Annotated in this window: 32 protein-coding genes; 25 read left to right on the top strand and 7 right to left on the bottom strand. The window is 57.4% G+C overall.

Annotated elements, in window-relative coordinates; all coding sequences use genetic code 11:
* Positions 1-112: 112 nt before the first annotated feature.
* The 7 genes from ACW5DN_RS13185 to ACW5DN_RS13215 all read right to left on the bottom strand — a co-directional run bounded on the left by ACW5DN_RS13185 (position 113) and on the right by ACW5DN_RS13215 (position 8,741).
* The gene (locus ACW5DN_RS13185; protein WP_456963270.1) at positions 113-790 is read right to left on the bottom strand and encodes a hypothetical protein; all 678 of its coding nucleotides are present in this window, start codon (positions 788-790) and stop codon (positions 113-115) included.
* 983 nt (positions 791-1,773) lie between these two features.
* Positions 1,774-2,022, bottom strand: coding sequence for an HAD family hydrolase (locus ACW5DN_RS13190; RefSeq protein ID WP_456963418.1), 249 nt, complete (start codon positions 2,020-2,022; stop codon positions 1,774-1,776).
* Between the two features lie 152 nt (positions 2,023-2,174).
* Positions 2,175-3,149: a hypothetical protein gene (locus tag ACW5DN_RS13195; protein WP_456963271.1), complete on the bottom strand. Its 975-nt coding sequence runs from the start codon at positions 3,147-3,149 to the stop codon at positions 2,175-2,177.
* A 93-nt stretch (positions 3,150-3,242) separates the two neighbouring features.
* Complete coding sequence (locus tag ACW5DN_RS13200) at positions 3,243-4,967, bottom strand: UvrD-helicase domain-containing protein (RefSeq protein WP_456963272.1); 1,725 nt, start codon at positions 4,965-4,967, stop codon at positions 3,243-3,245.
* On the bottom strand, positions 4,964-6,739 hold the full coding sequence (locus tag ACW5DN_RS13205; RefSeq protein WP_456963273.1) for an ATP-dependent nuclease: 1,776 nt from the start codon (positions 6,737-6,739) through the stop codon (positions 4,964-4,966). The genes ACW5DN_RS13200 and ACW5DN_RS13205 overlap by 4 nt, the downstream gene beginning before the upstream one ends.
* Positions 6,740-6,991: 252 nt before the next feature.
* The gene (locus ACW5DN_RS13210) at positions 6,992-7,633 is read right to left on the bottom strand and encodes a DUF6988 family protein (RefSeq protein WP_456963274.1); all 642 of its coding nucleotides are present in this window, start codon (positions 7,631-7,633) and stop codon (positions 6,992-6,994) included.
* 157 nt (positions 7,634-7,790) lie between these two features.
* Positions 7,791-8,741 carry an integron integrase gene (locus ACW5DN_RS13215; protein ID WP_456963275.1) on the bottom strand — a complete coding sequence of 317 codons (951 nt, stop codon included), beginning with the start codon at positions 8,739-8,741 and terminating at the stop codon, positions 7,791-7,793.
* 248 nt (positions 8,742-8,989) lie between these two features.
* On the opposite strand from ACW5DN_RS13215, the gene ACW5DN_RS13220 reads away from it, so the two are divergent.
* From ACW5DN_RS13220 to ACW5DN_RS13340, 25 genes are all read left to right on the top strand, one after another.
* Complete coding sequence (locus tag ACW5DN_RS13220; RefSeq protein WP_456963276.1) at positions 8,990-9,421, top strand: WapI family immunity protein; 432 nt, start codon at positions 8,990-8,992, stop codon at positions 9,419-9,421.
* A gap of 57 nt (positions 9,422-9,478) precedes the next feature.
* Positions 9,479-9,781 carry a hypothetical protein gene (locus ACW5DN_RS13225; RefSeq protein ID WP_456963277.1) on the top strand — a complete coding sequence of 101 codons (303 nt, stop codon included), beginning with the start codon at positions 9,479-9,481 and terminating at the stop codon, positions 9,779-9,781.
* Complete coding sequence (locus ACW5DN_RS13230) at positions 9,771-10,295, top strand: hypothetical protein (protein WP_456963278.1); 525 nt, start codon at positions 9,771-9,773, stop codon at positions 10,293-10,295. The genes ACW5DN_RS13225 and ACW5DN_RS13230 overlap by 11 nt, the downstream gene beginning before the upstream one ends.
* 64 nt (positions 10,296-10,359) lie before the next feature.
* A complete protein-coding gene (locus ACW5DN_RS13235) occupies positions 10,360-10,662 on the top strand; it encodes a TonB family protein (protein ID WP_456963279.1) in 303 nt (100 codons plus the stop codon).
* A 693-nt stretch (positions 10,663-11,355) separates the two neighbouring features.
* Positions 11,356-11,715, top strand: coding sequence for a hypothetical protein (locus ACW5DN_RS13240; RefSeq protein ID WP_456963280.1), 360 nt, complete (start codon positions 11,356-11,358; stop codon positions 11,713-11,715).
* A gap of 129 nt (positions 11,716-11,844) precedes the next feature.
* Positions 11,845-12,234 (top strand): hypothetical protein, encoded by a 390-nt coding sequence (locus tag ACW5DN_RS13245; protein WP_456963281.1) that lies wholly within the window; start codon positions 11,845-11,847, stop codon positions 12,232-12,234.
* A gap of 36 nt (positions 12,235-12,270) precedes the next feature.
* Complete coding sequence (locus ACW5DN_RS13250; RefSeq protein ID WP_456963282.1) at positions 12,271-12,699, top strand: ribonuclease E inhibitor RraB; 429 nt, start codon at positions 12,271-12,273, stop codon at positions 12,697-12,699.
* A gap of 653 nt (positions 12,700-13,352) precedes the next feature.
* Entirely contained in the window at positions 13,353-13,877 is a 525-nt protein-coding gene (locus ACW5DN_RS13255) for an NMCC_0638 family (lipo)protein (protein WP_456963283.1), read from the top strand.
* Between the two features lie 122 nt (positions 13,878-13,999).
* Entirely contained in the window at positions 14,000-14,338 is a 339-nt protein-coding gene (locus ACW5DN_RS13260; protein WP_456963284.1) for a hypothetical protein, read from the top strand.
* 82 nt (positions 14,339-14,420) lie between these two features.
* Positions 14,421-14,939 (top strand): hypothetical protein, encoded by a 519-nt coding sequence (locus ACW5DN_RS13265; RefSeq protein ID WP_456963285.1) that lies wholly within the window; start codon positions 14,421-14,423, stop codon positions 14,937-14,939.
* Between the two features lie 60 nt (positions 14,940-14,999).
* A complete protein-coding gene (locus ACW5DN_RS13270; protein ID WP_456963286.1) occupies positions 15,000-15,419 on the top strand; it encodes a hypothetical protein in 420 nt (139 codons plus the stop codon).
* A 123-nt stretch (positions 15,420-15,542) separates the two neighbouring features.
* The gene (locus ACW5DN_RS13275) at positions 15,543-15,908 is read left to right on the top strand and encodes a hypothetical protein (RefSeq protein WP_456963287.1); all 366 of its coding nucleotides are present in this window, start codon (positions 15,543-15,545) and stop codon (positions 15,906-15,908) included.
* A gap of 257 nt (positions 15,909-16,165) precedes the next feature.
* Complete coding sequence (locus tag ACW5DN_RS13280; RefSeq protein ID WP_456963288.1) at positions 16,166-16,474, top strand: hypothetical protein; 309 nt, start codon at positions 16,166-16,168, stop codon at positions 16,472-16,474.
* A 165-nt stretch (positions 16,475-16,639) separates the two neighbouring features.
* Positions 16,640-17,035 carry an MAPEG family protein gene (locus ACW5DN_RS13285; RefSeq protein WP_456963289.1) on the top strand — a complete coding sequence of 132 codons (396 nt, stop codon included), beginning with the start codon at positions 16,640-16,642 and terminating at the stop codon, positions 17,033-17,035.
* A 566-nt stretch (positions 17,036-17,601) separates the two neighbouring features.
* The gene (locus tag ACW5DN_RS13290) at positions 17,602-18,045 is read left to right on the top strand and encodes a hypothetical protein (RefSeq protein WP_456963290.1); all 444 of its coding nucleotides are present in this window, start codon (positions 17,602-17,604) and stop codon (positions 18,043-18,045) included.
* 68 nt (positions 18,046-18,113) lie between these two features.
* Entirely contained in the window at positions 18,114-18,560 is a 447-nt protein-coding gene (locus ACW5DN_RS13295; protein ID WP_456963291.1) for a hypothetical protein, read from the top strand.
* 128 nt (positions 18,561-18,688) lie between these two features.
* Entirely contained in the window at positions 18,689-19,408 is a 720-nt protein-coding gene (locus ACW5DN_RS13300) for a CPBP family glutamic-type intramembrane protease (RefSeq protein WP_456963292.1), read from the top strand.
* Positions 19,409-20,048: 640 nt separating this feature from the next.
* Complete coding sequence (locus tag ACW5DN_RS13305) at positions 20,049-20,678, top strand: hypothetical protein (RefSeq protein WP_456963293.1); 630 nt, start codon at positions 20,049-20,051, stop codon at positions 20,676-20,678.
* A 58-nt stretch (positions 20,679-20,736) separates the two neighbouring features.
* Complete coding sequence (locus ACW5DN_RS13310) at positions 20,737-21,135, top strand: VOC family protein (RefSeq protein WP_456963294.1); 399 nt, start codon at positions 20,737-20,739, stop codon at positions 21,133-21,135.
* Positions 21,095-21,718, top strand: a complete 624-nt coding sequence (locus tag ACW5DN_RS13315) for a hypothetical protein (RefSeq protein ID WP_456963295.1) — start codon at positions 21,095-21,097, stop codon at positions 21,716-21,718. The genes ACW5DN_RS13310 and ACW5DN_RS13315 overlap by 41 nt, the downstream gene beginning before the upstream one ends.
* A 110-nt stretch (positions 21,719-21,828) precedes the next feature.
* Positions 21,829-22,278, top strand: coding sequence for a hypothetical protein (locus ACW5DN_RS13320; RefSeq protein ID WP_456963296.1), 450 nt, complete (start codon positions 21,829-21,831; stop codon positions 22,276-22,278).
* Positions 22,279-22,399: 121 nt separating this feature from the next.
* The gene (locus ACW5DN_RS13325) at positions 22,400-22,816 is read left to right on the top strand and encodes a hypothetical protein (protein ID WP_456963297.1); all 417 of its coding nucleotides are present in this window, start codon (positions 22,400-22,402) and stop codon (positions 22,814-22,816) included.
* On the top strand, positions 22,809-23,747 hold the full coding sequence (locus tag ACW5DN_RS13330; protein ID WP_456963298.1) for a trypsin-like serine protease: 939 nt from the start codon (positions 22,809-22,811) through the stop codon (positions 23,745-23,747). The genes ACW5DN_RS13325 and ACW5DN_RS13330 overlap by 8 nt, the downstream gene beginning before the upstream one ends.
* A 127-nt stretch (positions 23,748-23,874) precedes the next feature.
* Positions 23,875-24,219 carry a hypothetical protein gene (locus ACW5DN_RS13335; RefSeq protein WP_456963299.1) on the top strand — a complete coding sequence of 115 codons (345 nt, stop codon included), beginning with the start codon at positions 23,875-23,877 and terminating at the stop codon, positions 24,217-24,219.
* Positions 24,220-24,309: 90 nt separating this feature from the next.
* Positions 24,310-24,711 (top strand): hypothetical protein, encoded by a 402-nt coding sequence (locus tag ACW5DN_RS13340; protein ID WP_456963300.1) that lies wholly within the window; start codon positions 24,310-24,312, stop codon positions 24,709-24,711.
* Positions 24,712-24,744: the final 33 nt, after the last annotated feature.

Below are 24,744 nucleotides of genomic sequence, written 5' to 3' on the forward strand. Positions count from 1 at the left end.
CTCTACCACGCCATCCACTGTCCTAACTCCGTCGCACGTAATGCGTAGCGTGAAGATCCGAGGGGGTGGGTCGTGGGGACGATTAGGATCCGTGCTACGCCGAGTTGCGGAGTTATTCACCATTTGCTCCTGTATTTGTGTCCCAATGCTCGCCCCAACCGAACGGCTGGGCAGGGCGCATGTTGATTACGACGTGCTGCGCAGGCTGAAGGCCTTCGCCGCCGACGACGAGCACTCCGAGTCCGTCTTCACACAGCACTTCAGTGACGGCATCGACTTGCTGCACCACCGGCGCATCCTGCGACTTTAATGGTGCATTGCGGCCCCGCTGGGTGTAGAGACTCAACTGGGTTCGATGCGGGAGACGAACCTCCACTGACGAGTCCCCGATATGTGCCTGCAGTTGGCGTGACTGCGCACGCACAACGCTGTCTAGTGCATTACAAAGCGACTTCAGGGCGGCGGGGTCGAAAGCGGACTCCGCCTCCCTCAGCTCGTTCGCTTTTGTGGACGACGGATCCAGTGCGTGTGCCTCAATGGCCCCGGTCAGCCTGCCAATAGACGTAAGCTGCGCATGTAAATTCTCATTTGGTACCAACCCGCTGAACACCAGGAAGGTGCCGTCTTTGGAGAACCGCAGACGGGTACGAACGAAAGGGCTGGAGAGCGTGCTCTGCAGAGCTGTAATTGCAGTCGCAGCGGCGTGGATGTCGGCATGTTGGGCCATGGTTAGTCGTGAGCGCCCCTGTTCGTCCAGACCGATGGGGTAGAGCCTGATGGTGTGGTTCATTGGTCTTTCCAGTTGAGCCGACCTCCAGCGTATCGACTGAACGCAGACAAATTAGCCTCTAACCGGCGCTGTTCTAGGGGGGGTTAGGGACCCGCCCACGAGGTACGGAGCAGCAAGTTTCGTCGAACCGGTTTGCATGGCTTTCATAAGGCCCGGGATCTCCCCGAGTCTGCGCAAATCCTTCTACGCCAATCAACTGGCTTATCGGACGCGCGCCCTCAACGAACGTGAAACAGTAGAAGAGCCGGCTTTCGCGATGTTTACGTGTCGTCATGTGCGGGTCCGGCCAAGTGAACTGTTGGAAGGATCTCACCCAACAAGACCGAACCAAGGGCGTAACCGACCCTCGTAAAGCGGTGGTTAGCCTCTATGAAGGTTGATTTCGGATTGCGCACCCTCTATCCGGAGGTAGGGAGCCGGACCCCAGTCGGCCGATCCGGGCTTTTCCTCGCTCGCTCGGCTTGGTAGTGATAGAACGTCGCTTACAGCGAAGGTCTTCATGGAACCTCCTCGGGAAAGTCTGTGAGCAAATTTCACTTCAGGCGTCAGCTAACCTGTGGGGGGATTACCGTGCGAACCCATCAGCACATCAGAAGCCCCGAATGAACCTGTCAATCAGATTTGGCCGTTTAGATAGTGCTTACGCGATCATGTGCTATCGTCAAACGATGGAAGCGATTCCCGCCCTCGTTATACGCAGCATTGCCGAAGCCACTCGAGACTTCTTTGCGCCAATCGTTCTGGTAGGCAAGGTCGTTTGGTGGACCTTGTCAGGCGGCCCCCGGCGCTAACCCATCACCGCTGGTGGGTTAAGGTCTTTCGCCTGTGGCAGAGATCCGGGACACTGCCAACCAATCAGCGATGTTGGTCTTTCGTTCGCCAGAGCTCGCTCAACATCGACTCGACGAACGTCCGCCATGTTGGAAGCGGATGATCTGGAAACCGCGATCCCTTGCGCGCAGCAGAACTTTCTGGGCTACAAGCTACAGACCAAGTGCGCGGCTGAGCAGCTTGTCAAGGCCCTCGTTGGACCGATTGAGTAAAGCGGCCCTCATTCCAAATGCGACCGGTCCTTCTACGTCAGCTCGTGGACTGTCGCCTACAAAAAGTACGTGTTTAGGCTGAACCGCCAGCGCTTCGGTGACAGCGCGGCATATGACCGGAGCAGGTTTGCAAGCACCGACCTCGCAACTCAACACGTAGGCGTCGAGGCCTGGAAGCAGTTTCCTGATGGCAGGAGCATAGGCAGCCGCAACGTTGTGTCAACGGTCTTCATACTTCCTTACCGTGGTCATCGATCCCTTGGGGTGCGTTGTGCGGTTCTGTTGACCAAGCGCCGCTACCGCTCACGGAATCGCGCTTGTGGCCTGCCAGGCGAGTTCCACTACTTGCTTGGTGGGTCGTTGAAGCCGTCCGGCTCGCCCTCGAATGCTTCATCGTCGTCGTCTTCTGGAAAATATACATTAGGAGAACCGATGACGCCGATCAGGCGCGGGCGTTCCCCTTGGTCAGGCACATCCTCGTAGAGAGTTTCCATTTCCTCGACGACGTGCGCCCGGGCACTTTCGGACTGAAAGCAATCCAGATAGTCCTCGACAAGTCCTGGATCGAATGGCAGCGGTTCGATGCCGCGAAGGAAGTTTAGGTATCCCGATGTCTCCTTCGTGTTCATGAAGAAGACAAGCAATTCTTTCCAGAGGATGTCTTCGGTAGGGATGTTCGCTTCGCCGAGAAAAACGGTCTCGGCTTTCGATCCGCTGCGCAGCTCGTGAGTGTAGAGACCGAGGGATCTGGTGCGTTCCTCAATGATGCCGTACAAGCCGCTTGCAATCTTGACGACAATCTTGCGAATGAATTTCTTGTACTGGTCGGTGTTCTGATGGCCGAATATCGAGTTCCGGTCCTCGAACTTGACCTGCAGGTGTCCTTCGAGGAAATCGAACAACTCATGCTTCTCTTTCCCAAGAGTCAATGGCGACTTTAGCGAGAATCGGTCGTAGCGCAGGTTCTCGTAGAAGCTAGTGAGGAGGTGCAGGAAGGCATTGTCCGAATTGGAAAGCTTGAGGTCGACGTGCTTCTGGATCCTCCCAAGAAGCGCCTGATGGTTGTGGGTGGAAAGCGACTTCTCGAAGGTATCCTGATTGTTCGCGTCATCATGCTCCAGCAGGACAATGGCAATCTTCATCAGGCGCTCGATGCCGACGGAAAGCTGATAGAAGACCTCGAACAGGTCCGCGCTGTAATCGAGCTTTCGTTGCTCGTGGAATCGGCGCAGGCCGTTGTAAATGAAGGTGCCGGATACGTCCAGTTCCTCGCCCAGCCGGAAGTTCTTCCAGAGTTCGGACCGATTCATCTGCATTGATACGAGTCTCCCGGCGTTCGGTTGAATGTGCCTACAAAGGCGTGTTCACGGAGGGAATAGCAAGCCGCGCGAAGGCCCGGTGGGTAGTCCTCACGCCGGTGCCGCTGTGAAGCCGCGAGCGAGCAGTAGGGGGCGCAGCTCTTCCAGCGCGTTGGCGGGTACGCCGAGCCACAGGAGATTGCGGGCACGGGTTACGGCAACATAGCCAATGCGTCCCACTTCGGTGTCCACGCCGGCGAGCAATGCATTCACGTGGTCCCGGTTTGCGAGGTACAGCACCGCGTCCAGGCTTTCTCCTTTAGCCTGATGGACCGTATCCACGCGGATGCGCGGCGGATCATTTTTGGCAGCGAGGTCTGCAGCGGCGATCAGCGGAGCATTGGTCAAGCCTCTCTTGGCCAGCTTGTTGCCCAGATTGTCAGCGCTCGCCAAGCCCTGAACCCGTTCGATCACGGTCAGTAGCGCTCTTGTCCTTTCCAGCAACTGCGGGTGCCAATGCGTGTCTCCTGGCAACGTGGCCGCCGGCAAGCCCGAGTTGGGGTTGCGGGTGAATGCCCAGATTAGTCGGCGCAGCGGCCGGTCATCGGGATAGCGTGCAGGGTGAGTGATCCTGGTGACGAGTCCCTGCGGCGGATCGGCCAGCAGGCCGACGATACAGGTGGCAGCGAGCTTGTACGCGCCGAGGAAATCTATTTTGTGGTCCCGGAGGATTGCCGCTTGGGCCAGACCCTTTACGATTCCCTGGCCGGGGGCACCTTGGTTGCCTGCGAGCCGATCGGCCATATCGCGGCCGCGGCACAACACTGCCGATCGCTCGGGGTTCAGATCAGCCGCCGCTATCGCGGCCTGGAACGCGGCAACGAGGTTTTCCCGATCTGCATTCCGGTACGGTACGAAGAAGGCGCCATGCATTGTGCCGGGCGCGACCCGGTCTGCCGTGTCCGCGCGCGCCGACAGTCGGTTGGCCAGGCCCAGTAGCGCCGGCACGGATCGGTAGTTCCTGGTGAGGCCGAGGTTGTTCACTCCCGCCTGTTGGCCGTATTGAGTCAGGAAGGCACCGTTTGCGCCGGCGAACTCGTAGATGCCCTGGTTTGGGTCGCCGATCAGCGATACATGGCAGCCGGCGCCGACAAGCAACTCGATGATGGCCTGATGCACCGTGCCGACGTCCTGCGCTTCGTCGATCAGGATATGCGGGTAGCGGCGGACGAGGGCGCGAAGGATGCCGGGCTGGTCCGTCAGCGTCCGATGGCACCAGTAGCGTCCGAGGTTATGGGTATAGGCGCCCACCTCGCCAAGGCGATTGACAATGCGTGTCGCATACGCTGGATCCAGTCTGTGCGTTCTGTTGTTGTCCGAGTAGCAGAAATAGGCCGCGCCGTTTTCGATGCCGACCTGCATCTGGGTGATTTCCCGCGGGTAGGTGCCAGTGTTGAATTTGAACCCGTTCAGGAATGCCTCGCCACCGGTCACAAGGAAGGCCGCCTGCTGGGCGCCCATCGTTCGATAGGCGTGCGGGCGCAATACGTTGCCGGTGATGCAACCGTCCAGAGTGTCGATTTCGACGCGGTCGTGGGCAGTGCCGGCAGATGCGCTCTGAACCAGGTTCTGGTACTCCCGCCTGAAGGTGTCTACGGCGACGTTGGAGAACGACAGTAGGGCGACGCGGCCGCGATGATCCCCCAACTGCTGGCGCATTTCCGCGAGCCGCCGTACTGCGGTATACGTCTTGCCGCTACCGGCGCAGGCGATCACGGACATTGGCGCGATCGGTGCGCCGATGATCTGCAACTGTTCGGTGGATGCTTGGGTCATTGTTCGGCAGGCTCGGCCTGTTCGGGCTGCGCGGCATTGCCGGCCTGACAGGCATGGGCGACCGCATTGCCGATGTAGTCGGGTACCACGCAGGCGGCGCCATCGGCGAATACCTGCGCGAGCGCTTGAGCGAAGCGACCCTTCTGCACGTTGTTCTGGGGGCGCTCGAACATGCCGCTGAACAACGCACGCGCCTTGGCCGCATCGTCCTGAGCAGCTTCGACCGCGGCGGCGACGGTTTCGCCGATCCTAGGGTGCAGTTCCTTGAGCGCCGCCAGCATCGCCGCGCGGTTGTCCGCATGCAGGGCCAAGTCGTATTCGAGCGTCTTGAGCCCGTGGAAGACCTTGACGAAGGCGTCCTCGCTTTCCTTCATCTTCGACGTGTTGGCCGACACCTGCACCGCGTCTCCGAGAGCCGGATACAGCGCCCGTGGCTCCTCGCCGTCGGCCGCAGCAGCCACCGGATCCGCATCGGTGATGACGGCTACCGGGATCTTCAACGCCTTTGCGCCGAACAGCGGAATGAACGAGTCGAAGTTCAGTCCTTCGACGCTTATCACGCTGACGCCGTGCTCGCGCAGCTTGTGGCCGCCCTTCTCAGCCAGCACGCTCACCAGCATCAGTTCGGCAGCGCCCTCGACGAAGACCACCCTGCGGGCGAAGAACAGTTCGGCACGGGTCACGTCGAGGTAGCGCTCCAGCTTCTCGCGCTTGCCCTTGCCAAAAGTGATCGCGCGTGGAAAGAAGGTCTCCACGCCGGCCTCGGTGTCGACGAGGCAGGCCAGGCTGTCGAGGTCGGCGATGCTGGCGAAATTCGGCGAGTGGCTGGTGACGAACAGCTGCACGGGCTTCTCGCCTTCGACGGCCTTGATCGCTTCGAGGTAGCTGAGCAATACCACCTGGAGCTGCGGATGCAGGTGGGCCTCCGGCTCCTCGATGATGAGGCCGCGGTAGCTGGCCTCTGGATTCTTGGCCAATTCGCTGAGCACTACGGCCATGAAAATCAGGTTGTTGAAGCCCAGGCCATTCTGTTCGATCTCGAAAGAATCCACCATCAGCGACAGGCGTGACGCCAAGCGCTGGAAATCGCTGCCGCTTAGGCCGAGGTCCAGCGCTTGTACCAGCTGCGGTCCGAGCATGGCGCCGTGCCGCCCCTTGATCGCCATGTGGGTGCTGATGACCGGCTGGTGTTTCTTCAGTTCTTCGTCAAGTTCCTTCAATGCGTTGTTAATGCCCTCCTTGCCGGCGTCGTCGGCAAGGAGCTGGAACAGGTGCGACAGCCGGCTGGTGCGGTTGGGCTTCAACCCCTGCGAGGCATCGCGCAGCGGCGGTAAATATACGCCGCGGAGGTTCTCCATCACGTCCGAGGTCAGACCCACGTCCTCGTGGTCGCCGCACCAGCGCTTGGCGCGCAGCCGCCCGGTCTTATCCGCTTCCGAGTAGCGGATGGTGATGTGTGCTTCCATCTTGCCGTCTCCGGCGGGCTTCAGCGCCGCCAGGAAGTCGGCCTCGTCGTCCGGGTCGAGGTCGCGGAAGACGTAGTGGAGGAAGATGTCGCCATCCGGGTTGCCACCCTTGGGTCGGTGGATGTCCTCGGCGTCTAGGCGCGGGAAGGGTTCGTCGTGTCCTGCGAGCAGGGCGCGCAGCGCGTCGACGACTGCGGTCTTGCCTGCATTGTTAGCGCCGACCAGTACGTTGAGACCCTTCTGAAAGTGCAATTCGGCTTTCTTGAGCTTCCGGAAATTGGTGATGTTGAGCTGCGCCAGATACATCGATCGCCCCTTTTTTCCGTTGTTGTTGATGCGCCATTCCCCGATATGGCCATCGTAGCGGATCGGGTTGGAGCGGAAACGGGAGTGATCGGCGAAACAGGGATTCCTTGATTCTCGGAGGACGGGTCGGACGGCATAGCAGGGGCAAAACTAGCGACTGCGGGGCCCAATGCGGCCAGATCAAAGACCGCTTCTGGCCGAGAGCGGCCGTTGGATAGGATGGCGCATCCTCACCTTCGTCGGTGCTAGTTGCTACGCGAAGTCAGCGGATGGAACGGGCGGGAGGCACTGGCTAAAACGACGCTGCATCTCCCCGATCTTTCCTGTTGGGCCACCGCAGGTCATTTGAAGAACATTGGTTGCGAAAATGAAGAAGCCATTTCCATTGAGGACAATGGCAACTTTCTGACGTTCTGGGCAGCCAAGCAGAGCCTGCAGAACGGGCCGAATTCCGCCATGCACGTAGGAGTGCATTGGCTTCCAAGTAGCGTCCTTGAGCGCAGCGAGCGACTGATGCACCCATAACGGATGGTGCCTCTCGATCGTCACCAGCATGGAATCTACTGGAGGCCCCTTGATGGTCTCATCTCTAACATCCGCCTCAGGAGATGGTGGGGTGAGAAACTGCCGGATCCAGTCTTCACTAGCTCCTTGCAGACTCCAGATTGCCCGCACAAGCGATTCAAATGAAGGGCGCACCAAGGTCATGGCAGTAACGTCGAAACCAAGCGACAGCAACCGCTGCTGGCTTAGTACATGCTCACGTACGATGGAACAGTAGCCCGCGACCACGCTCCCGCGTTGCGAGGTGGGGGGCAGGAAGTTTTCCCACAGATCATCGAGCTCCGAGTGAAGCGCTGCCGACTGCTGGAGTACTAGTTCAAGGTTCTGCATGGAACGCAGCATAGCCGGATGTTTTCGGGCGGGGCTTAGCACCGTTGATTCGCAAGGCCTTCGCTCTTGCACGCTCTGCGTCTGGTCGGGCGCGGCCGTTCGTTCAAGTGGCCGCTTCCGACCCGAAGCGGACATCGGCGTCCGTATCCGCGACTCGTTAGAGCATGTCGAGTCTGTCCAACGGGCTGACAGTTCGTCGGGCGGCATGCTCCACGTGGGTGTACATCATCGTCGTTTTCAGATTGCGGTGGCCCAGTAGCAGCTGGATGGTGCGGATGTCTGTCCCCGCTGCCAAGAGGTGGGTGGCGAAGGAATGTCGCAAGGTATGCACCGACGCATGCTTGTGTATCCCCGCCTGTTCCAGCGCGACCTTGAAGGCGGCCTGCACCCCGGTTTCGGACGCATGCCAGCGCAGCCGCCGCGCCGTTTGCGGGCAGGTTCGAGCCAGGCGGGAGGGAAATAGGAACTGCCAGGTCAGGCTTTGGCTAGCGCTTGGGTACCTTCGATGGAGGGCGTTTGGCAACGGCGCGTACCCCCAGCCTTGGGCAGTATCCCGACGGTGGAGGGTGGCCACGCGAAGTAATTGTCGCTGCAGCGGCTGGACGAGGCGTTCGGGCAACAGCGTGGATCGATCCTTACCTCCCTTGCCTGCCCGCACTTGGATCAACCGCGTTTTCAGGTCCACGTCCTTGACGCGCAAGGTCATGCATTCGGTGACGCGCAGCCCGGCGCCGTACAACAGCTCCGCCATTAGCCGGCGCGGTCCATCGATGCCGTTTAGAACCGCCGCCACCTCTTCGGTGGACAGCACCACGGGCAGTCGGTCCCGGCGCTGGACACGCTTGAGTCCCGCCAAATGGCCGACCTCGATAGCCAGGACGTCCCGGTAGAGGAAGAGCAGCGCATTGAGTGCCTGCGACTGAGTGGAGGCCGCAACCTGTCGGGCGGTGTCCAGATGGTTTACAAACGGGGCGATGCCCCCTGGGCCCACTTCACGGGGATGCTGCTTAGCGTGAAAAAAAATATAGCGACGGATCCAAAAGCGATACGCCTCCTCGGTCCTCGGGCTCAAGTGTCGTCGACGGCACACCGTCGCCACTTGCTCCATTAAGCGGGGCGGCGGGTTGGGCCCGGGGAAAGGTAGCTCACCCCATTACGGTCACTCCTGTTGTGGCAAATAGCTGCAGTTTGCCAAAACAAGCTCCTCGTTTGGGTCCGGTTATGCTTCCACTTGTTAGCCGGACCCCGGTGGAATAGGATCGAATGGAGTCAAGGGGATAGGCTCATCGTTCCGTCCCTGTGGGTAAGTCGTATAACCGGACCCTAGGGTCCGGCTATTAGGTAGTTAGGCGCTATATGAAATCTTTCGCAATCGGAAGCAGTGAAGATGAGACGGTCTCGCTTACCGTGCTCAACTACATGCAGCCTCTGGCAGGCAATTTCTACGACGATAATTGGCTGCTTTGCCAGGTTGCAATTCGGGCTGGCGCGTTTAGGGGTACATTCCAAGCCAATTTCTTGACCTCTGAGTTAGAGGGGCTCCGGCAAGGACTTGAGAATCTGCACAAGGAACTACGCGGTGACTACGTCTTTGACCCCATGGAAGGCCAGCTTGTTCTTCGCGCAGCGTGCGACAGCCTTGGCCACATTCACATCGCCGGCAAGGCCATGGACCAGGCAGGCATCGGTCATGGCCTTAGCTTCAAGCTGTCCGTGGACCAAACGTACATGGCAGAGACCCTGCGCGAGCTGTCTAGTGTGGTGCGGACGTTCCCGGTACGCGCCTAACAATTCATTCAAGCCGACGCCGCTTCGCGGCGCGGCTTAATTCAGGCGTTAGGCGGCATGGAAATAGATCAGGTTGCCACTGTTGAGATTGACCAAGAGGGTCGGTTGCATATCGTGCCAGCCACCCAAGAATTTCCGTACGTCTATCGCGAGGCCATGGAGGTTTCGTGGGATCCGGCCAGGCGCACACTCAACTCCCCTGTCCCGCGCGAGTGGAGTTATGGCCGCTGGTTCCGGCAGATCCTGGCAGCCTCTTCTGCGCAAGGCGTGCAACTGGCCATTGGTCCTGGTACGCAATGGGTCAATGTTCCCGACAGCGTACGGGTTGAGGTCTTGGAGGCGGCGGCTCATGCTGCCTAACAATTCATTCAAGCCGAACTTGCTTCGTTACAGCAAAAGCGTGGCACAAAAAGCCTGCCACGCTTTTGCCTCCACTACGCAAGTCGGCTTAATTCAGGCGTTAGGCCTCATGACAGTGTTCTGGAAGAAGCCCACATTTCAGGATCCCCAGCTCGGGCTCTTGTCCCACTCCGGGAACGTATGGCAATCCAAGTCAATTCGTACTGTGTCAGGTGAGGTGCTCGTCAGCCTGGAGGGCGGTCCTGCATCTCCTGACCCAATCGCGTTGGCTATGGCGCACGACGTTCTGCCAAATACAGAGCCGGTCGTAAAGTCGGCCATGGCCTTCGCGCTGGCCCATCCTGATTTCCAAGAGTTCATGGCTGGCAACGGAGACATCGCTCTCGATGGCTTCTCGTTCAAATCTTCACCTGACACGTTCGATGTAGAGTTGGCGCTGTCGGAGTGGCCGGACGCAATGATCACGGTTGTGTGCAAGGGCGGCATTCCTTGCGGCATTCTGCTTGCGGACTGAGGCCTAACAATTCATTCAAGCCGAACCCGCTTCGCGGGTCGGCTTAATTCAGGCGTTAGGCACCATGGAAGCTCTCCTTATTCTCTTACTCAGCGCCGCTGCAGCTGACGGCCCAGCGTCAGAGCGACCGGTCGTGGCGGCCCCGGTGACACTTCCACCTCACACCCCTGCCCACGCGCGGTCAGTGAGCCTCAAAGTTAGCTTCGTCGTCCTGCCGTCGGGCGCTACAAGCGATGTTCGCTTAGAGGGTTCATCCGGCCAGCGCCCCTGCGATCGAGCGCTTCTGGAGGCAGTCAAGCGCTGGAAGTATGCTCCGCGCAGTGAGCCGCTTCATGTCACGGAGACGGTTGAGACTTGTTCGTACTAATGGTGCCTAACAATGCGTTCAAGCCGAAGCCGCTTCGTTCCACCAACCACATGGCAGGTAAAGCTTGCCATGTGGTTGGCTCCACTACGCGTCTCGGCTTAACTTAGGTGTTAGGCTGCACTGGAGACTATGGACAGGACTCGTAACAATTTCCTCATAGTTGGCGCGGCGCTCAGTGCCCTTGCTGCTCTGCTGCACCTAGGGTGCATTGCGTTCGGTGCGCCTTGGTATCGCTTTCTCGGTGCCGGCGAGCAAATGGCACAAATGGACCTGGCTGGGCATTGGTATCCCACTGTTGCAACCTTGGTCATCACCGCCATCTTGCTTGTCTTGTCGCTCTACGCGCTGTCCGGCGCCGGGGTTATCCGCAAGCTCCCGGTTACTCGGCTGGCACTGTGCGCTATCACCGGTGTGTACTTGCTACGTGGGGTAGCCTTTACTCCGCTTATGGCCTACTTTCCCGGCAACAGCACAGCATTCTGGTTCTGGAGCTCGGCCATCTGCCTATCTTTCGGCGTTGTCCATCTCGTTGGGCTTCGGCAAGTCTGGGCGCGCTTGTGAGTCGGGCGCAGCCTAACAATTCGTTCAAGCCGAACCTACTTCGCTACACCAGCAACATGGCAGGTAAAGCTTGCCATGTTGTCGGCTACGCTCCGTAGGTCGGCTTAACTCAGGCGTTAGGCGCGGGGACCAATGGACAACCTGTTTCGAGTAATTTCTGCAGCGGAATTAGCATTGGCAACGGCATCTGGGTTGGTTCCGCGCTGCCCGTCTGATGAGCGGAGCAACTGCGTGAATTTGAACCACCGGATTGATGTTGAGACCGTGGCCAACTTGTACTTCGAGCCAGACGAAGCGCCGGTGGCCCTGGAGATCCGACGCTCAGACATAGAAGAAGATTTGGCCTTTGCGCCTCCTACTGAGGGAAAGCCTTTCGGTCAGGTCACACTGGCTCGGCCGAACATCTTGCTTACGTCAGTGGTCGCAGTGCATCCACTTGATGTTGTTCAATTCAACAGCTTGCCTACGTTCAAGTTCGCTGCAGGCGCCTAACAATTCATTCAAGCCGAACCCGCTTCGTCGCTTCGTTCAAATGTGTCGCAGGTGTTGTAATGTCAGCTCACGGCCAGCGCGTTGCGGGTCGGCTTAATTCAGGCGTTAGGGCTCACAGGAAACAACGTCGTGGCTGATAATTTTGACGTAGAGCAGTTCGTGTACATCAAGATTCCCGACGCGATCCAACCTGTTGATCGGGCTCGCCTGCTCGAGGATCCAATTGACGCTGCCCTTGATCCGAAAGGGCTCGGTCATGTGTCAGGCGGTGGATCGCTCCTAGGTGACAAAAAGCCGGACGGAACCCGTGCCATTGAGTTCTGTGGCATTGACGTCGATACCACTGACCGGGACGCTGTCCTTGGGATACTTCGTAGCCTTCTGCCAGAGCTTGGCATCCCATCCGCTACTGAGCTGCACTACACTGCCAGTGACGCAAAGCTCCAAGACCGCTTCCTCGGCTCCGGTTGGGCTGTTGGGGAGCCTCGGGAGTTCCTGCATCCTGGGTTTGACATCTAATGGGGCGTGAGCCCTAACAATTCGTTCAAGCCGAACTTGCTTCGTTACACCAAAGCTATGGCAGAAAAAGCTTGCCATGGCTTTGGCTCCACTACGCAAGTCGGCTTAACTCAGGCGTTAGGCCGCATGCCAAACATCACCGCAGATTGGCCAGATGATGCAGATGGCGGAGTCTTCCGCAATCTCGCAGCAGACGGCTTCGACTTCTCCAAACCTCACTCTGTCGATTACAACGTTGACTTTAAGAGCTGGCCTCCTCAAGCGGCAGCGCTCGAGTGGCTCCGCACTCGCTACGGCGAGCTCGGGCTGTATCCGTCAAATCACGGAGATGGCTACGTCCAGTTCCAGGTCATAGATCGGGTCACCTATGAGGGTGTCACGGCTATCCAGCGGCGCGTGAGCACGGCAATGGAGCCATTTGGCGGCGTTTGCGAGTCGTGGGGAGTCATGCACAATGTGGCCTAACAAATCGTTCAAGCCGAACTTGCTTCGTTCCACCAAAGCCATGGCCAAAAAGCTTGCCATGGCTTTGGCTCCACTACGCAAGTCGGCTTAACTCAGGCGTTAGCCGCCATGAGAGGTACACGTGTGAACTGTCGGATTTGGTTTCTCGCTGCCCTAACTGCTCTGGCGTTAACTGGCTGCTCAAGCTTGTCCAATACGAGCGAAAGGGCTCATCCCTCGCCGGATGGCTCGTGGAGTGGATCCCTGCCATTCACGGATTCGTCTTCCGAGCACTTGGATCTGCGGCTCTCAATCAACGGAGAGCATGCCCAAGTTTGGGTCGTTCATGACGGGAGCTGGACTGAGGTCAAGCCTGGAACGTTCCAAGTACGACGTCATCTCAGCAACGCGATCGTCCATTCAATGGATTCTGGAGAAGATGATGACGGGACTTGGGTAGAGAGCTGGGCTCTTGTCCTGACGCCGATGGCACCAGAGAAGCTGCTGGTTGCGTGGACACGTGTCGTGAACAACATCGACATGGAGGCTGAGTCCAGCAAATTTGTTGTGCAAGCCACTGGTATAGCGCACCGTGTGCCGCGTGGCGGCTAACAATTCATTCAAGCCGAAGCCGCTTCGCGGCTCGGCTTAATTCAGGCGTTAGACCTACAGACATGACTACGCGGACACTTGCAGCCATCGCCGCCGTCTCGCTGAGCGTGTTGACTCACTCGGCACATGCGAGCCCGAGCACCGATCCTTTCGTCAAAATCTTCCTATCAGCCTGTGTCGTCAGCCACGCCCAACCTGCCGCCGTCTCCGAAGAAGCTCAGCGACTAGGCCTGAAGGAAATCGAAGATGAGGTTGCTGATCGCTACCTAGTCGAACTACCTGGGAGGGCATGGCGCGGCGACGTGGACGGCAATACCTACGCCGTTGCCGTTCGATTTGACGGCTCTTGCTCTGTCTTTGTGCAAGAAGGAAACGTCGAGCAGCTGCAAGAAGCTATTGAATCTTGGCTGCCACCTGCTGGGAGCGGAATCTCGATAGCTAGAGATCAGCCGAGTGCGCCACAAGGGCTGCAGTCATTCCGCTACGTCATGCAGGGTCGCAGAGTCCATGAGGAGTGGTTGCTAACGGTTTCTCACGTTGACCTACCTCTGCCACTAAGAGCGATAGTCACTTATCGTGGGCTATAGGTCTAACAATTCGTTCAAGCCGAACCTGCTTCGCTACACCAACAACATGGCAGGTAAAGCTTGCCATGTTGTCGGCTACGCTACGCAGGTCGGCTTAACTCAGGCGTTAGGCCTACTAATCAATGTCACTTGCACTCCAGACAATCTTTCTCCTGTCGCTGCCGCTCACGTTTGGCGCTGCGATCATGTACTACTCCACCCTGTTTGATCTCCACCGCAGCCTGGAGACGCATCACCCAGATGCACTTGCTCTAGTGCGCTCCGAGAAGCTCTTGCCTATGTCAAGGTTTCAGGCGGCGTATCAGGCGCTCCGCGGGGTCAAGGGCGGCGCCTTTCGCGGCACTCAGCTCTCGCCAGACACGGTTCGTATTTCGTCTTCGGCAAACCGATTGCTGCATGTCGCAATGTTCTCGTTCATGGCTTTGCTGTTCTCAGGTCTCGCGTCAGAGTGGTTCTCGTGAGCCACCCGGCACGTAGGCCTAACAATTCATTCAAGCCGAACCCGCTTCGCGGGTCGGCTTAATTCAGGCGTTAGGGTGTTTTATGAAATGGCGTGAGCCGTGGGCGGTTTCCCTTAAGCAACAGCGCCCGTTTAACCTCTTCGGTCGCGAAGCGCTGAAGGGAATGGCCGTGTGGACTGCTGTTCTTGCCGCAGTTGGCCTAATCGCCAACCTCGGCGAAGACCTACCAACGCAGTTGGACCGCGCGGCCAACTTGTGGATTGCGCCGGCAATCGGAGTACCGCTCGCGGTGTTTATCTACGTCACCGGCTGGCTCAGCCCCAGGAGCATCGATTCGGGGCCAAATGGGATCGTGGTCGTGAAGGGCGACCAGATCGCACTCGTCCCTTGGCCGGGCATCGAGAGCTATGGCTTCGCCCGCAGCGGAGGCCACAACGTGCTGCACATCGAGGACCAGTGGGGCGGCGGTCATTCGCTCTACCTAGCCGATAAGGTGCACCCCAAAGAGGTGGAGCGAGAGCTCGTGAAGATGACTGGAAAACACCCTAACAATTCGTTCAAGCCGAACTTGCTTCGCTCCACCAACAACATGGCAGGTTAAGATTGCCATGTTGCCGGCTCCGCTACGCAAGTCGGCTTAACTCAGGCGTTAGGTCGCACAATGAGCAAACGAAACTACGACGCGATCGGAGCTTGGTGCAAAGACGCGCATTCCATCTTGGCGATCGACCTTCCCGAGCCCATTGCAGCACTTAGGTCTGAAATAATTCAGCGCTATTCCGGACGCCCGCCAATCCTGGACGTGGCTAGAGACTTGGCTGAGGGCTTGAGCCACCTGCCCAGCGAAGTACGCGCATCTGCTAACGACTTTCTCAAGACCAAGCACGGCTTCGGCGACGAGTACTTCACCGACCGCACTCGCAGTCGCCTCAACCGGATACTCGCCCGAGGCATCATCCGCACGGAGAAAGAGCATCGTATGGTCGCAGATGCCCTCACCGACACCACCCTGGATCCCGGGTTGGGTGCCGCGCTGAGCCAACTTGTCCTCGAGCGCGAGAGGCAGATGGGTGCAACCTAACAATGCGTTCAAGCCGAAATTGCATCGCTACGCCGTCAACATGGCAGAAAAAGCTTGCCATGTTGCCAGCTACGCGCTGCAATTCGGCTTAACTTGAGCGTTAGGCTTGCAGAGACACATCACATGAGGTCGAAGATTCTTGTCTTGCTTGCCCTTGCTGTAGCGGCCTTTATTTCTGGCGCCGCAGACCAATACTTCTATCCGGGTGTAATTACTCCGCCCTCTGCATTTGCATTCGCCGTTGTCGGAGGGCTGCTGATATTTGCCTGGTATCGCCTAGACTCGGATCAGCTCGGGTATCGCCGCTCACCTTGGCTCAACGTCGGCGTGGTTGGTCTATCGCTGCTGGCACTGCCCTACTACTTCTTTCGCTCGCGCGGCGTCAAGCGCGGCACAGTCGCATCCGTTGTATTTATTGCAGCGCTCCTGCTACTGGGCGTCATCGGCAGTGCAGGTCAGTATGCGACGTACTACGGGCTGCAAGCCTAACAATTCGTTCAAGCCGAACTTGCTTCGCTACACCAACAACGTGGCAGGTAAAGCTTGCCACGTTGTCGGCTACGCTACGCAAGTCGGCTTAACTCAGGCGTTAGGCCGTGCAACCAACTTTCCCAGCAGTCTTCATATCTTCAAGCCAAAGCAGTAAGCAATTCCTGCTTGCGTGCAGCGACGCACCGACCGTTCAGTTCATCCACTACTTCACTCGGCCATTGCACTCCGCTCTACTTGTGGATGCAGACGGTTGCGTGTATCAGATCAAAGATACCTCCATATCTGGCATCAACTGGCAATGGATCTTTATGGGCGGATCAATCGCTGGTCTTCTTGGCCTCCTCGTTAGCGCACTCACACTCAGCGTGCCGATTCGCGTAAAAGTCTGTTACACGCCACACTCAGCAATGGAGCTCAAAGAATTCAAATCTGCGGTGCTCTCCCGCATTGCTGCATCAACCAGCAATTTCATGGGCGGCGGCGGTGCAACCGAGTGGCGGGGGCCAGTGCATACTGCAGTATCCTTCCGCCAGGTAATAATGCGGCTGTGCTTACGTGCGTGAGCACGGCCTAACAATTCGTTCAAGCCGAACTTGCTTCGTTACACCAAAGCCATGGCAAAAAAAGCTTGCCATGGCTTTGCCTCCACTACGCAAGTCGGCTTAACTCAGGCGTTAGGCGGCAAGGGGCAGTACTCGTATCTCCATTCTTAAAAAGGGGGCAGAGTCATGAGCACAGAGCTTCTGTATTTGACGTTGGTCGCTGCGTTCACCGCAGTGCTGTGGGTTCCATACATCCTGAACCGTTTTGCTGTCTGGGGTCTCTCCGACACCGTCGGATACCCGTCCAATCCGAAGCCCCAGTCTTCCTGGGCAGTTCGCCTACTTAAAGCACATGCCAATGCCGTGGAGAACCTGGTGGTCTTCGCCGCCCTAGTGCTCATCGCGGATGCTGCCGGCGTCAGTAACTCCATTACTGCCGGCGCATGCGTGGTGTACTTCTGGGCCCGGGTAGTACACGCAATCGCCTATGCGTTTGCACTGCCATGGCTTCGCACCCTAGCCTTCGTTGCCGGGTTCTTTGCACAGGTGGCAATTGCATGGCAGTTACTCGCTGCAGCGTGAGTTGCCGCCTAACAATTCGTTCAAGCCGAACTTGCTTCGCTACACCAACAACGTGGCAGGTAAAGCTTGCCACGTTGTCGGCTACGCTACGCAAGTCGGCTTAACTCAGGCGTTAGGCCCCTTGTTTAGCAGAATCGCCACCTTTGTAGATAGCAGACTCATTCGGGGCGCCTTCGTGGCCGTGTTGGTTGTCGCATGCGTCTTGCTTGGGCCACTGGCGGCATTACTTGTCGCTGTCGGACCGCGAGAGCCTGCGCTTATGGCATTGGGGCTCGGCGGCCTTGCTGGTCTTGTGGGTGCATGTGTCCGCCTTTGGCTTGGTCCACGCTTCTCGCCGCTCTAGATTCTTGGTAGCAAGTTCCCTGGCGCTCGGGTCGGGTGCAGCCATCCTTGCTGCGTTCGCCCTTCCTTGGCATGTTTATCTCGCTACTCTTATGCCAATAGTCGCAGTGTTTGGCATAGTGCTTCTTGCGGGCTCCATCAGGCCGGGGCCTAACAATTCATTCAAGCCGAACCCGCTTCGCGGGTCGGCTTAATTCCGGCGTTAGACGGCAACAGGGGGAATCATGCCGAAGGAAGCTCTGTACAGAACGTTCATCGCTCGCATGAAGTCAGCGTATGAGGCATCAATGTACTTGGAGGCATCTTGGTATGCCTATGCGGTACTGGAGGATCGGCTGGTTTCGCTACTCCAAAATTCTGGCGGCGTTGGAGAGAAAGCCGGAGGAGCCAATGGAAAGCCCATAAAAATGATGGGGCCAAAACTCAAAGAGTTGTCTAGACGCACTAAGCAGGACAAGCTCCTTAAGGAGAACTTCGAGCACGACAAACTCAATACCTGGAAGGAATCGCGGAACAATCTCATGCACGCCATGGGTGACGCTACGATGCCCATCGCTGATATTGATGCAGCAGCAAAGAAGCTCGCCGAGGACGGTCAAGAATTGATGCGTGAGTATGCAGCATCTTGCCGCCGACTCAAGAAGCATCGCGACAAAGTCGCCGTCTAACAATTCATTCAAGCCGAACCCGCTTCGCGGGTCGGCTTAATTCAGGCGTTAGGCCGCTGGGGAGCAACATGGCCAGTCCAACCAACAAGCTTCTGGTAGTCGGCGCCGCCCTCAGCGGCCTCGCCGCGCTGATGCATTTAGCGTGCCTGGTGGTGGGCGCTCCGCTGTTTCGGCTCTTGGGGGCTGGAGAGCAAATGGCGCAGCTGCACTTGGCCGGCCACTGGTACCCGACCGTCGTTACCCTGGTCATTGCCAGCGTTCTCACTGGGTGGAGCGCCTACGCTCTCTCCGGCGCCGGTCTGATTCGCAAGTTGCCGTTGCGGCGTACCGCTCTCTCCGCGATCACGACCATCTACATTGTGCGTGGCGTCGCATTCGTGCCGGCCATGGCGTACTTTCCAGGGAACAGCATGACGTTCTGGGCCGTGAGTTCTTCAATCTGCCTACTGATCGGCATCGTCCATCTTGTGGGGCTTCGACAGTCTTGGGTCAGGCTTTCTGGCGGCGCGGCCTAACAATGCGTTCAAGCCGAAGCCGCTTCGTTCCGCAAAGCACATGGCAGATAAAGCTTGCCATGTGCTTTCCTCCACTACGCGTCTCGGCTTAACTTAGGCGTTAGGCGCCAACCGGAGATACGTCGCAAATGGAAGCAGTCATTTTCGCGCTGAGCTTTGCTGCAATTGCCTTTCTGGTCTTTCTTGCGTTCAAGCACTTCGACAAGCGCTTGACCTTTGCCTTTGGGGTGTTGTTCGCAGCCTACCTAGGACTCGATGATCTGGTCACCGGGTTGCCGTCCGGCTCGTCTGCATTTAGCTTTATCGGCGGAGAGTGGAATTGGTCTGGAAAGATCTACAGCCTACTGTTGTCCGTCGTGGTGGTGCTCGGGCTGGGGATCAAGCCCGAGGCACTTGGCCTTACCTTGTCGCAAAGAAACCTCAGAGCATCTCTAATCGCTCTGTTCCTTTTCATCCTCTGGGGTCTCTCACTCGGGCTGCTCTTCAAACCCTCAGTCCCGTCTGTAGAGACGTTTGCGTTCCAGGCGTCGATGCCCGGAATTGTGGAAGAGCTGGTGTATCGCGGCATCGCTCCAGCCCTCTTGCTCGGCCTCATCCGTGGCAAAGAGCCTTCGCAAGGCATACCTTGGGCCGTGGTATTCATCACCGCTGTTGCCTTTGGCATCTGGCACGGGCTGAGCTATTCGGACGCTGCGTTCTCATTTGACCCAATGTCTGCCTTGTTCCCGTTCATCGGTAGCATTGCCGGCGGTTGGTTGCGGTTCAATAGTGGCAGCTTGCTCTTCCCAATCTTGGCGCACAGCTTTGCAAATGTCGCATTCCATCTCACGGCACTGATTGGCGCCTAACAATTCGTTCAAGCCGAACCTGCTTCGCTACACCAACAACATGGCAGGTAAAGCTTGCCATGTTGTCGGCTACGCTACGCAAGTCGGCTTAACTCAGGCGTTAGGTGCTTGTGGATACTTCCTCGCTCGCCGATACAACGATAGAAGCAATCCACACCTTCGCTTGCGAGCCCGTTCATCCTGCGTGGGTAGACGAGCTCACGACGGCAATTGCAACGGCTATGGCTGTAGTGCAACTTTCCGGCGGACGCCTGCTGCGGATCGCACCCCGCGAGGTAGAACTAGACCCGAGCAAGTACCCATCGCTTGGCCTCGAGGTCACGGACTGCGATGCCACGGCCTTCCAGTGGCTGGCGCCTAGCGGCAAGACTTACATCATGCAGCCCCTCGCCGCTGCAGCAGCTTTGCTTCCTTTTGCCGTGCAGTCCATGGCAGAGTCGGACACGCTCGGAGAAGGTGCTGTAAGTGAGCTCGCCCTTAGCAGTCCTGGAGGTTCTTGCCTTGTATTCCGCCACATCATGCCGCCAATGACACTTGGCATAGATCTGGTGCATCCCGGCCAAGCACCTAACAATTCATTCAAGCCGAACCCGCCTCGCGGGTCGGCTTAATTCAGGCGTTATGCGCCACGGGGGGCTGGATGCGCACTTATCCGCAGAGAGTTCGAGACAACATTCTTCCTCTATCCGTTGGCAGCACACTGCCAGAGGCCTTTGAGGAGTGGTCATTCACCGAGCGGACGATCGACCATGAAGAGCCTGTAGAGACATGTCTGCTCTGTGAGCAGGAGCAGCTTCGCTACCACTTCGAAATTAAGAATGCGCTGACGCATAAAACATTAATGGTTGGCTCACAATGCATCTTAAAGTTCAATCTTTCTGTCTTTGAGCAAGGTCGTCGTCTCTCCGCCAAAGATGCAAAGAAGAAGCTTGAGCGACTTGTGCAGCAAATGCGGCTGCAGTCATGCATCAAAGCGCTGGACAACTGCGCTACTAAGGAAGATAGCGACATCTTAAGAAATGCGCTAGATTTCTATAAGAAGAACAAGCACCTCACACCAAAGTTCGCATTCGTTGTTCTTTGGCGACTACAAAAAAACAAGATCGATCACAGCCCTTCGTTCTTTAAGATCAGCCTTAAGAAAGAAAAGTATCAAAGGGATCTTCGTGAGATGCAGCTTAGTCGGGTTCATGCGATCTGGCCTGCGCTATCAGCGTCGCAACGCAAGAAAGCCATGTCTATGGGCCACGTGGCGCCGGGTGGCGCATAACAATTCGTTCAAGCCGAAACCGCTTCGCGGTTCGGCTTAACTCAGGCGTTAGGCCGCTATGACTGATATCGGGCTCACACACATAGCACTTCCAGTTCGCTCACTCAGAGAGAGTGTCGCGTTCTATGAAATGTACGCAAACATGCATGTCGTGCATGCACGGCCTGGTGTCACTTGGGTCAGCGACCGCACTAGACCATTTGCAATCGTTCTCATTGAAACATCAAGTGAAATTCATCCACTCTTACCAATGGCTCACCTTGGTGTTGGCGTTTCATCCCGTGCAGAGGTAGATCGCCTTAGCCAACTCGCAACACAAAATTGTTGCCTTGTTCGTGAGGCGGAGCAAATGGAGCCGCCTGTCGGTTACTGGGCACTAATTCGAGACCCTGATGGACATACACTTGAGGTCTCTTATGGTCAAGATCTCGCCGGCATCGTCGAGAGCGCGGCCTAACAATTCATTCAAGCCGAACCTGCTTCGCTACACCAACAACATGGCAGGTAAAGCTTGCCATGTTGTCGGCTACGCTACGCAGGTCGGCTTAACTCAGGCGTTAGGCCGCATGGGCACTGTCGAAGACACTCGAAGCATTACCATCTGGAACCGGATTGCTAACGTCCGCGTCTGGCTATTTGCGCACACTCGGCCGCAGTTCCACTACGCGGTTGAAGTGCTCTTCCAATCTTTTTACTACGGGGCGGTGCTTGGGCTCACTGTGCTTGTGCTCAATCTCTTCAACCTCGGCGTAACCATCGACTTTGAGTTGGTCGCGCATCTTGTTGGCCCGCTTTGTGTGGGCGGCATAGCCGCGGGCATCCTGCGGGAGTCGATTCCTGCCCCAAGCCCGCTGCGGGGTTGGGGCGTGGCTGCTACATATGGTGGTGTGACGGGCCTAGTGTTTGCCGTTCTCATTGACTTGCGTTGGCGAGGGCCAACTCTCTCAGGAGTAGCAATCGGCTTTGCTCTGGGCGCAGGCTTCTTTATGCTTCTCCACTGGCTGTATGAGCGTGAGGCACGTAAGCAGCGTGCGGCCTAACAATTCGTTCAAGCCGAACTTGCTTCGCTACACCAACAACGTGGCAGGTAAAGCTTGCCACGTTGTCGGCTACGCTACGCAAGTCGGCTTAACTCAGGCGTTAGACCGCAATGACAGATCGCTTGCGATTGACCCTTACTCCGGACGACGACGGCACTGCCGAGCTACACGGAGAAGTAGTGGCGGACGGCTTTTCCGGGCGCGGCTCTGCTTGGTTCAATGTGAGCGCGATAGCGGATTTCGCCGGAGTCTTGGGCAAAGCGTTCCCCCTCTCGGATGTGGTTGAGTTGAAGGGCGGCTATTGGGGCAAAGAGTCCGGTGCTGGCCTTACGCAAGAGCATCTCGCTCTGCGCTTCTATCCGGTAGCCGGTCGTGGCGTCCTTGGCTGCCAAGTCCGTTTAGCCACATCGGTGCAAGAGCACCACCGTCCAGAAGAGCAGCGCGTCGTTCGGGCCGAGCTAACCACGTCGTATCAGGAGCTGCAGCAGTTCTCGGCAGACCTGATTAACTTGGCAAACGGAGTGACACATGAGGCTGTACTTCATGCGGTTGCGGTCTAACAATTCATTCAAGCCGAACCCGCTTCATCGCCTCGTTCAAATGTGTCGTTGGCGGTGTTGCCTCGGCTCCCGGTTCGCACGGTGCGGGTCGGCTTAATTCAGGCGTTAGGCATCATTTCCCATGAACTGGAAGCTCATATTCATAGCCGGATTCTTCATACTTCTGTCAGGAGTCACGATTGGCGTCGTGGAGAGCGGTTTCACCGCCCAATCAAGAGAGATGGTACTGGTAAAGTTCCTCGGCGCCCTAGGAGCTCAGTTTCTGCTGTATGCAGTAGTTTTTGTATGGCTCGGCTACCGCCAACTACATCGCCCCCTTGCTCATGCCGTTGCTGCGGTTTTCGTATCTTTCATTTTCGCAACTCTATCGATGGTGGCTATCAGTGGCTACCTCTCATTACCAGCAACTGAGCGCCAACCGCTTCCCCTTGTTGCGATTGATTGGGCCGTGACAGCTATAGCCCTAGCTATTGGCCTGCTCATTGGGCGCCATTGGGCCAAAAGGCGGCACTCCGCACTTCCAAGCTATGATGCCTAACAATTCGTTCAAGCCGAAACTGCTTCGTTACACCAAAGGCATGGCAGAAGAAGCTTGCCATGCCTTTGGCTCCACTACGCAGTTCGGCTTAACTCAGGCGTTAGCCCCCTTTGAGACATCACACATGATTCGATTCTTGTTACTCGCACTTCTGGCGGCGTCATCAACCGCTAACGCCATCGTGATTCGAGATGACGTTGATGACTCAAGGTATCGGGTTCTGCCATCTGAGTTCCCCGCTCTCGTTGACATGCCTGGCGAGGGGCACGGCGTACTGATTGCTCCGCAGTGGGTAATTACCGCCGCTCATGCCATCACGTGGCAATCTGAAATTAAGCAAGTAACAATTAACGGGGTACCTAGAGACGTTGAACGTCTGGTAATACACCCCGGATACAAGAAGCCTCCGCAAGAGCTACTTGATCATGCGCTGGCCACTTGGGATTGGACGCTTTTTAGGGTGCTGCTCTCCACCTCGGATGACATCGCACTTTTGAAATTGGCACAGCCCGTTGCAGACGTCTCTCCTGCCGCGTTGAACAAGAGCGACAGCCAGCTCGGCCAAATCATTAAGATCATAGGAAAAGGCGCTACGGGTAACGGAGTCACTGGGTACGAGTTTAGTAGCTCCCACCGTACTGAGCTTCGCCATGCGTACAACAAAGTGACCAGCGCCCACGGCCGCTGGTTCTGCTATATGTTTGACAAGCCGTCAGACGCCATGCCCCTTGAGGGCGGGGCAGGAAGTGGTGACAGCGGCGGGCCAATCCTTATCCAGGTTGAAAAGGACTGGCAGTTGGCCGGACTGACATCCTGGGTAGATCCTCAAAGCTCCATTAGGACGCCCGGGCGATATGGTCAACTCAGTTGCAATGTCCAGCTACACCATTACAAAGACTGGATTGAAAGCGTTATCTCTGCGCAGCCGTAGGCGGGGGCTAACAATTCGTTCAAGCCGAACCTGCTTCGCTACACCAACAACATGGCAGAAAAATCTTGCCATGTTGTTGGCTCCGCTACGCAGGTCGGCTTAACTCAGGCGTTAGGGGGCTTAGTACATGTACTCGTTTGCCGATCTAGAAGCAGCGAAAGCTGACCGGAAGAGTTGGGAGGACCGCTGGGACAACTACAGTGGCAACAATCCCAACAAGTACAACTCCCAGCGTAAAGCTGCTCAGGCCAAGGTTGAGGCCATTGAGTCGCACCTAAAAGCATCCGGCGCTGTTCCACTTTCTGCTCAAGAGGTCCTTGAGAAGGAACTGGACAGCATGTTTCCTGACGCAACAAGCAAGGAGATCGTAGAGTTTCAGGGAACTCGCTATCAGCGCCGTTTCTCCCCAGCAGAAAAGTCCCGCGGTGGTGCCGTTACCCGCTGGGACAAATCGTGGGTGGCTGTGCCATGAGTGGGGCGCCCCCTAACAATTCATTCAAGCCGAACCCGCTTCGCGGGTCGGCTTAACTCCAGGCGTTAGGCGGCTTGTCAGGCAACGTTGATGATTGAAGTCCTAGCTCTTACTATTGTGGTGCTTGCCGGGCTTTACTTCATTGCCTTGGCGGCCGTCTCGCTGTTTCTGCCAATCCGGGCCAATCGCTTCTTGCTCGGCTTCGCTGACTCTGCGCTCAAGCATTACGCGGAGCTGTTCTTGCGCGTTGTGGTTGGTGCCGCGCTCATACTTCATGCGCCTCGCATGCTTCTCTCTGGCGCCTTTACGCTCTTTGGCTGGCTTCTGCTTGTCACAACAGCTTGCCTTCTCCTCGTTCCATGGCGGTGGCATCATCGGTTTGCTCAGCGCGTCGTCCCTCGGGCAACTCGCCACATCACGCTGGTTGGCTTGGTTTCCTTAGTACTTGGCGGACTCATCCTGGCGGCGGTGGTACGTGGCAGCGCCGCCTAACAATTCATTCAAGCCGAACCCACTTCGTGGGTC

The organism is Lysobacter sp. A289 (assembly GCF_054072675.1).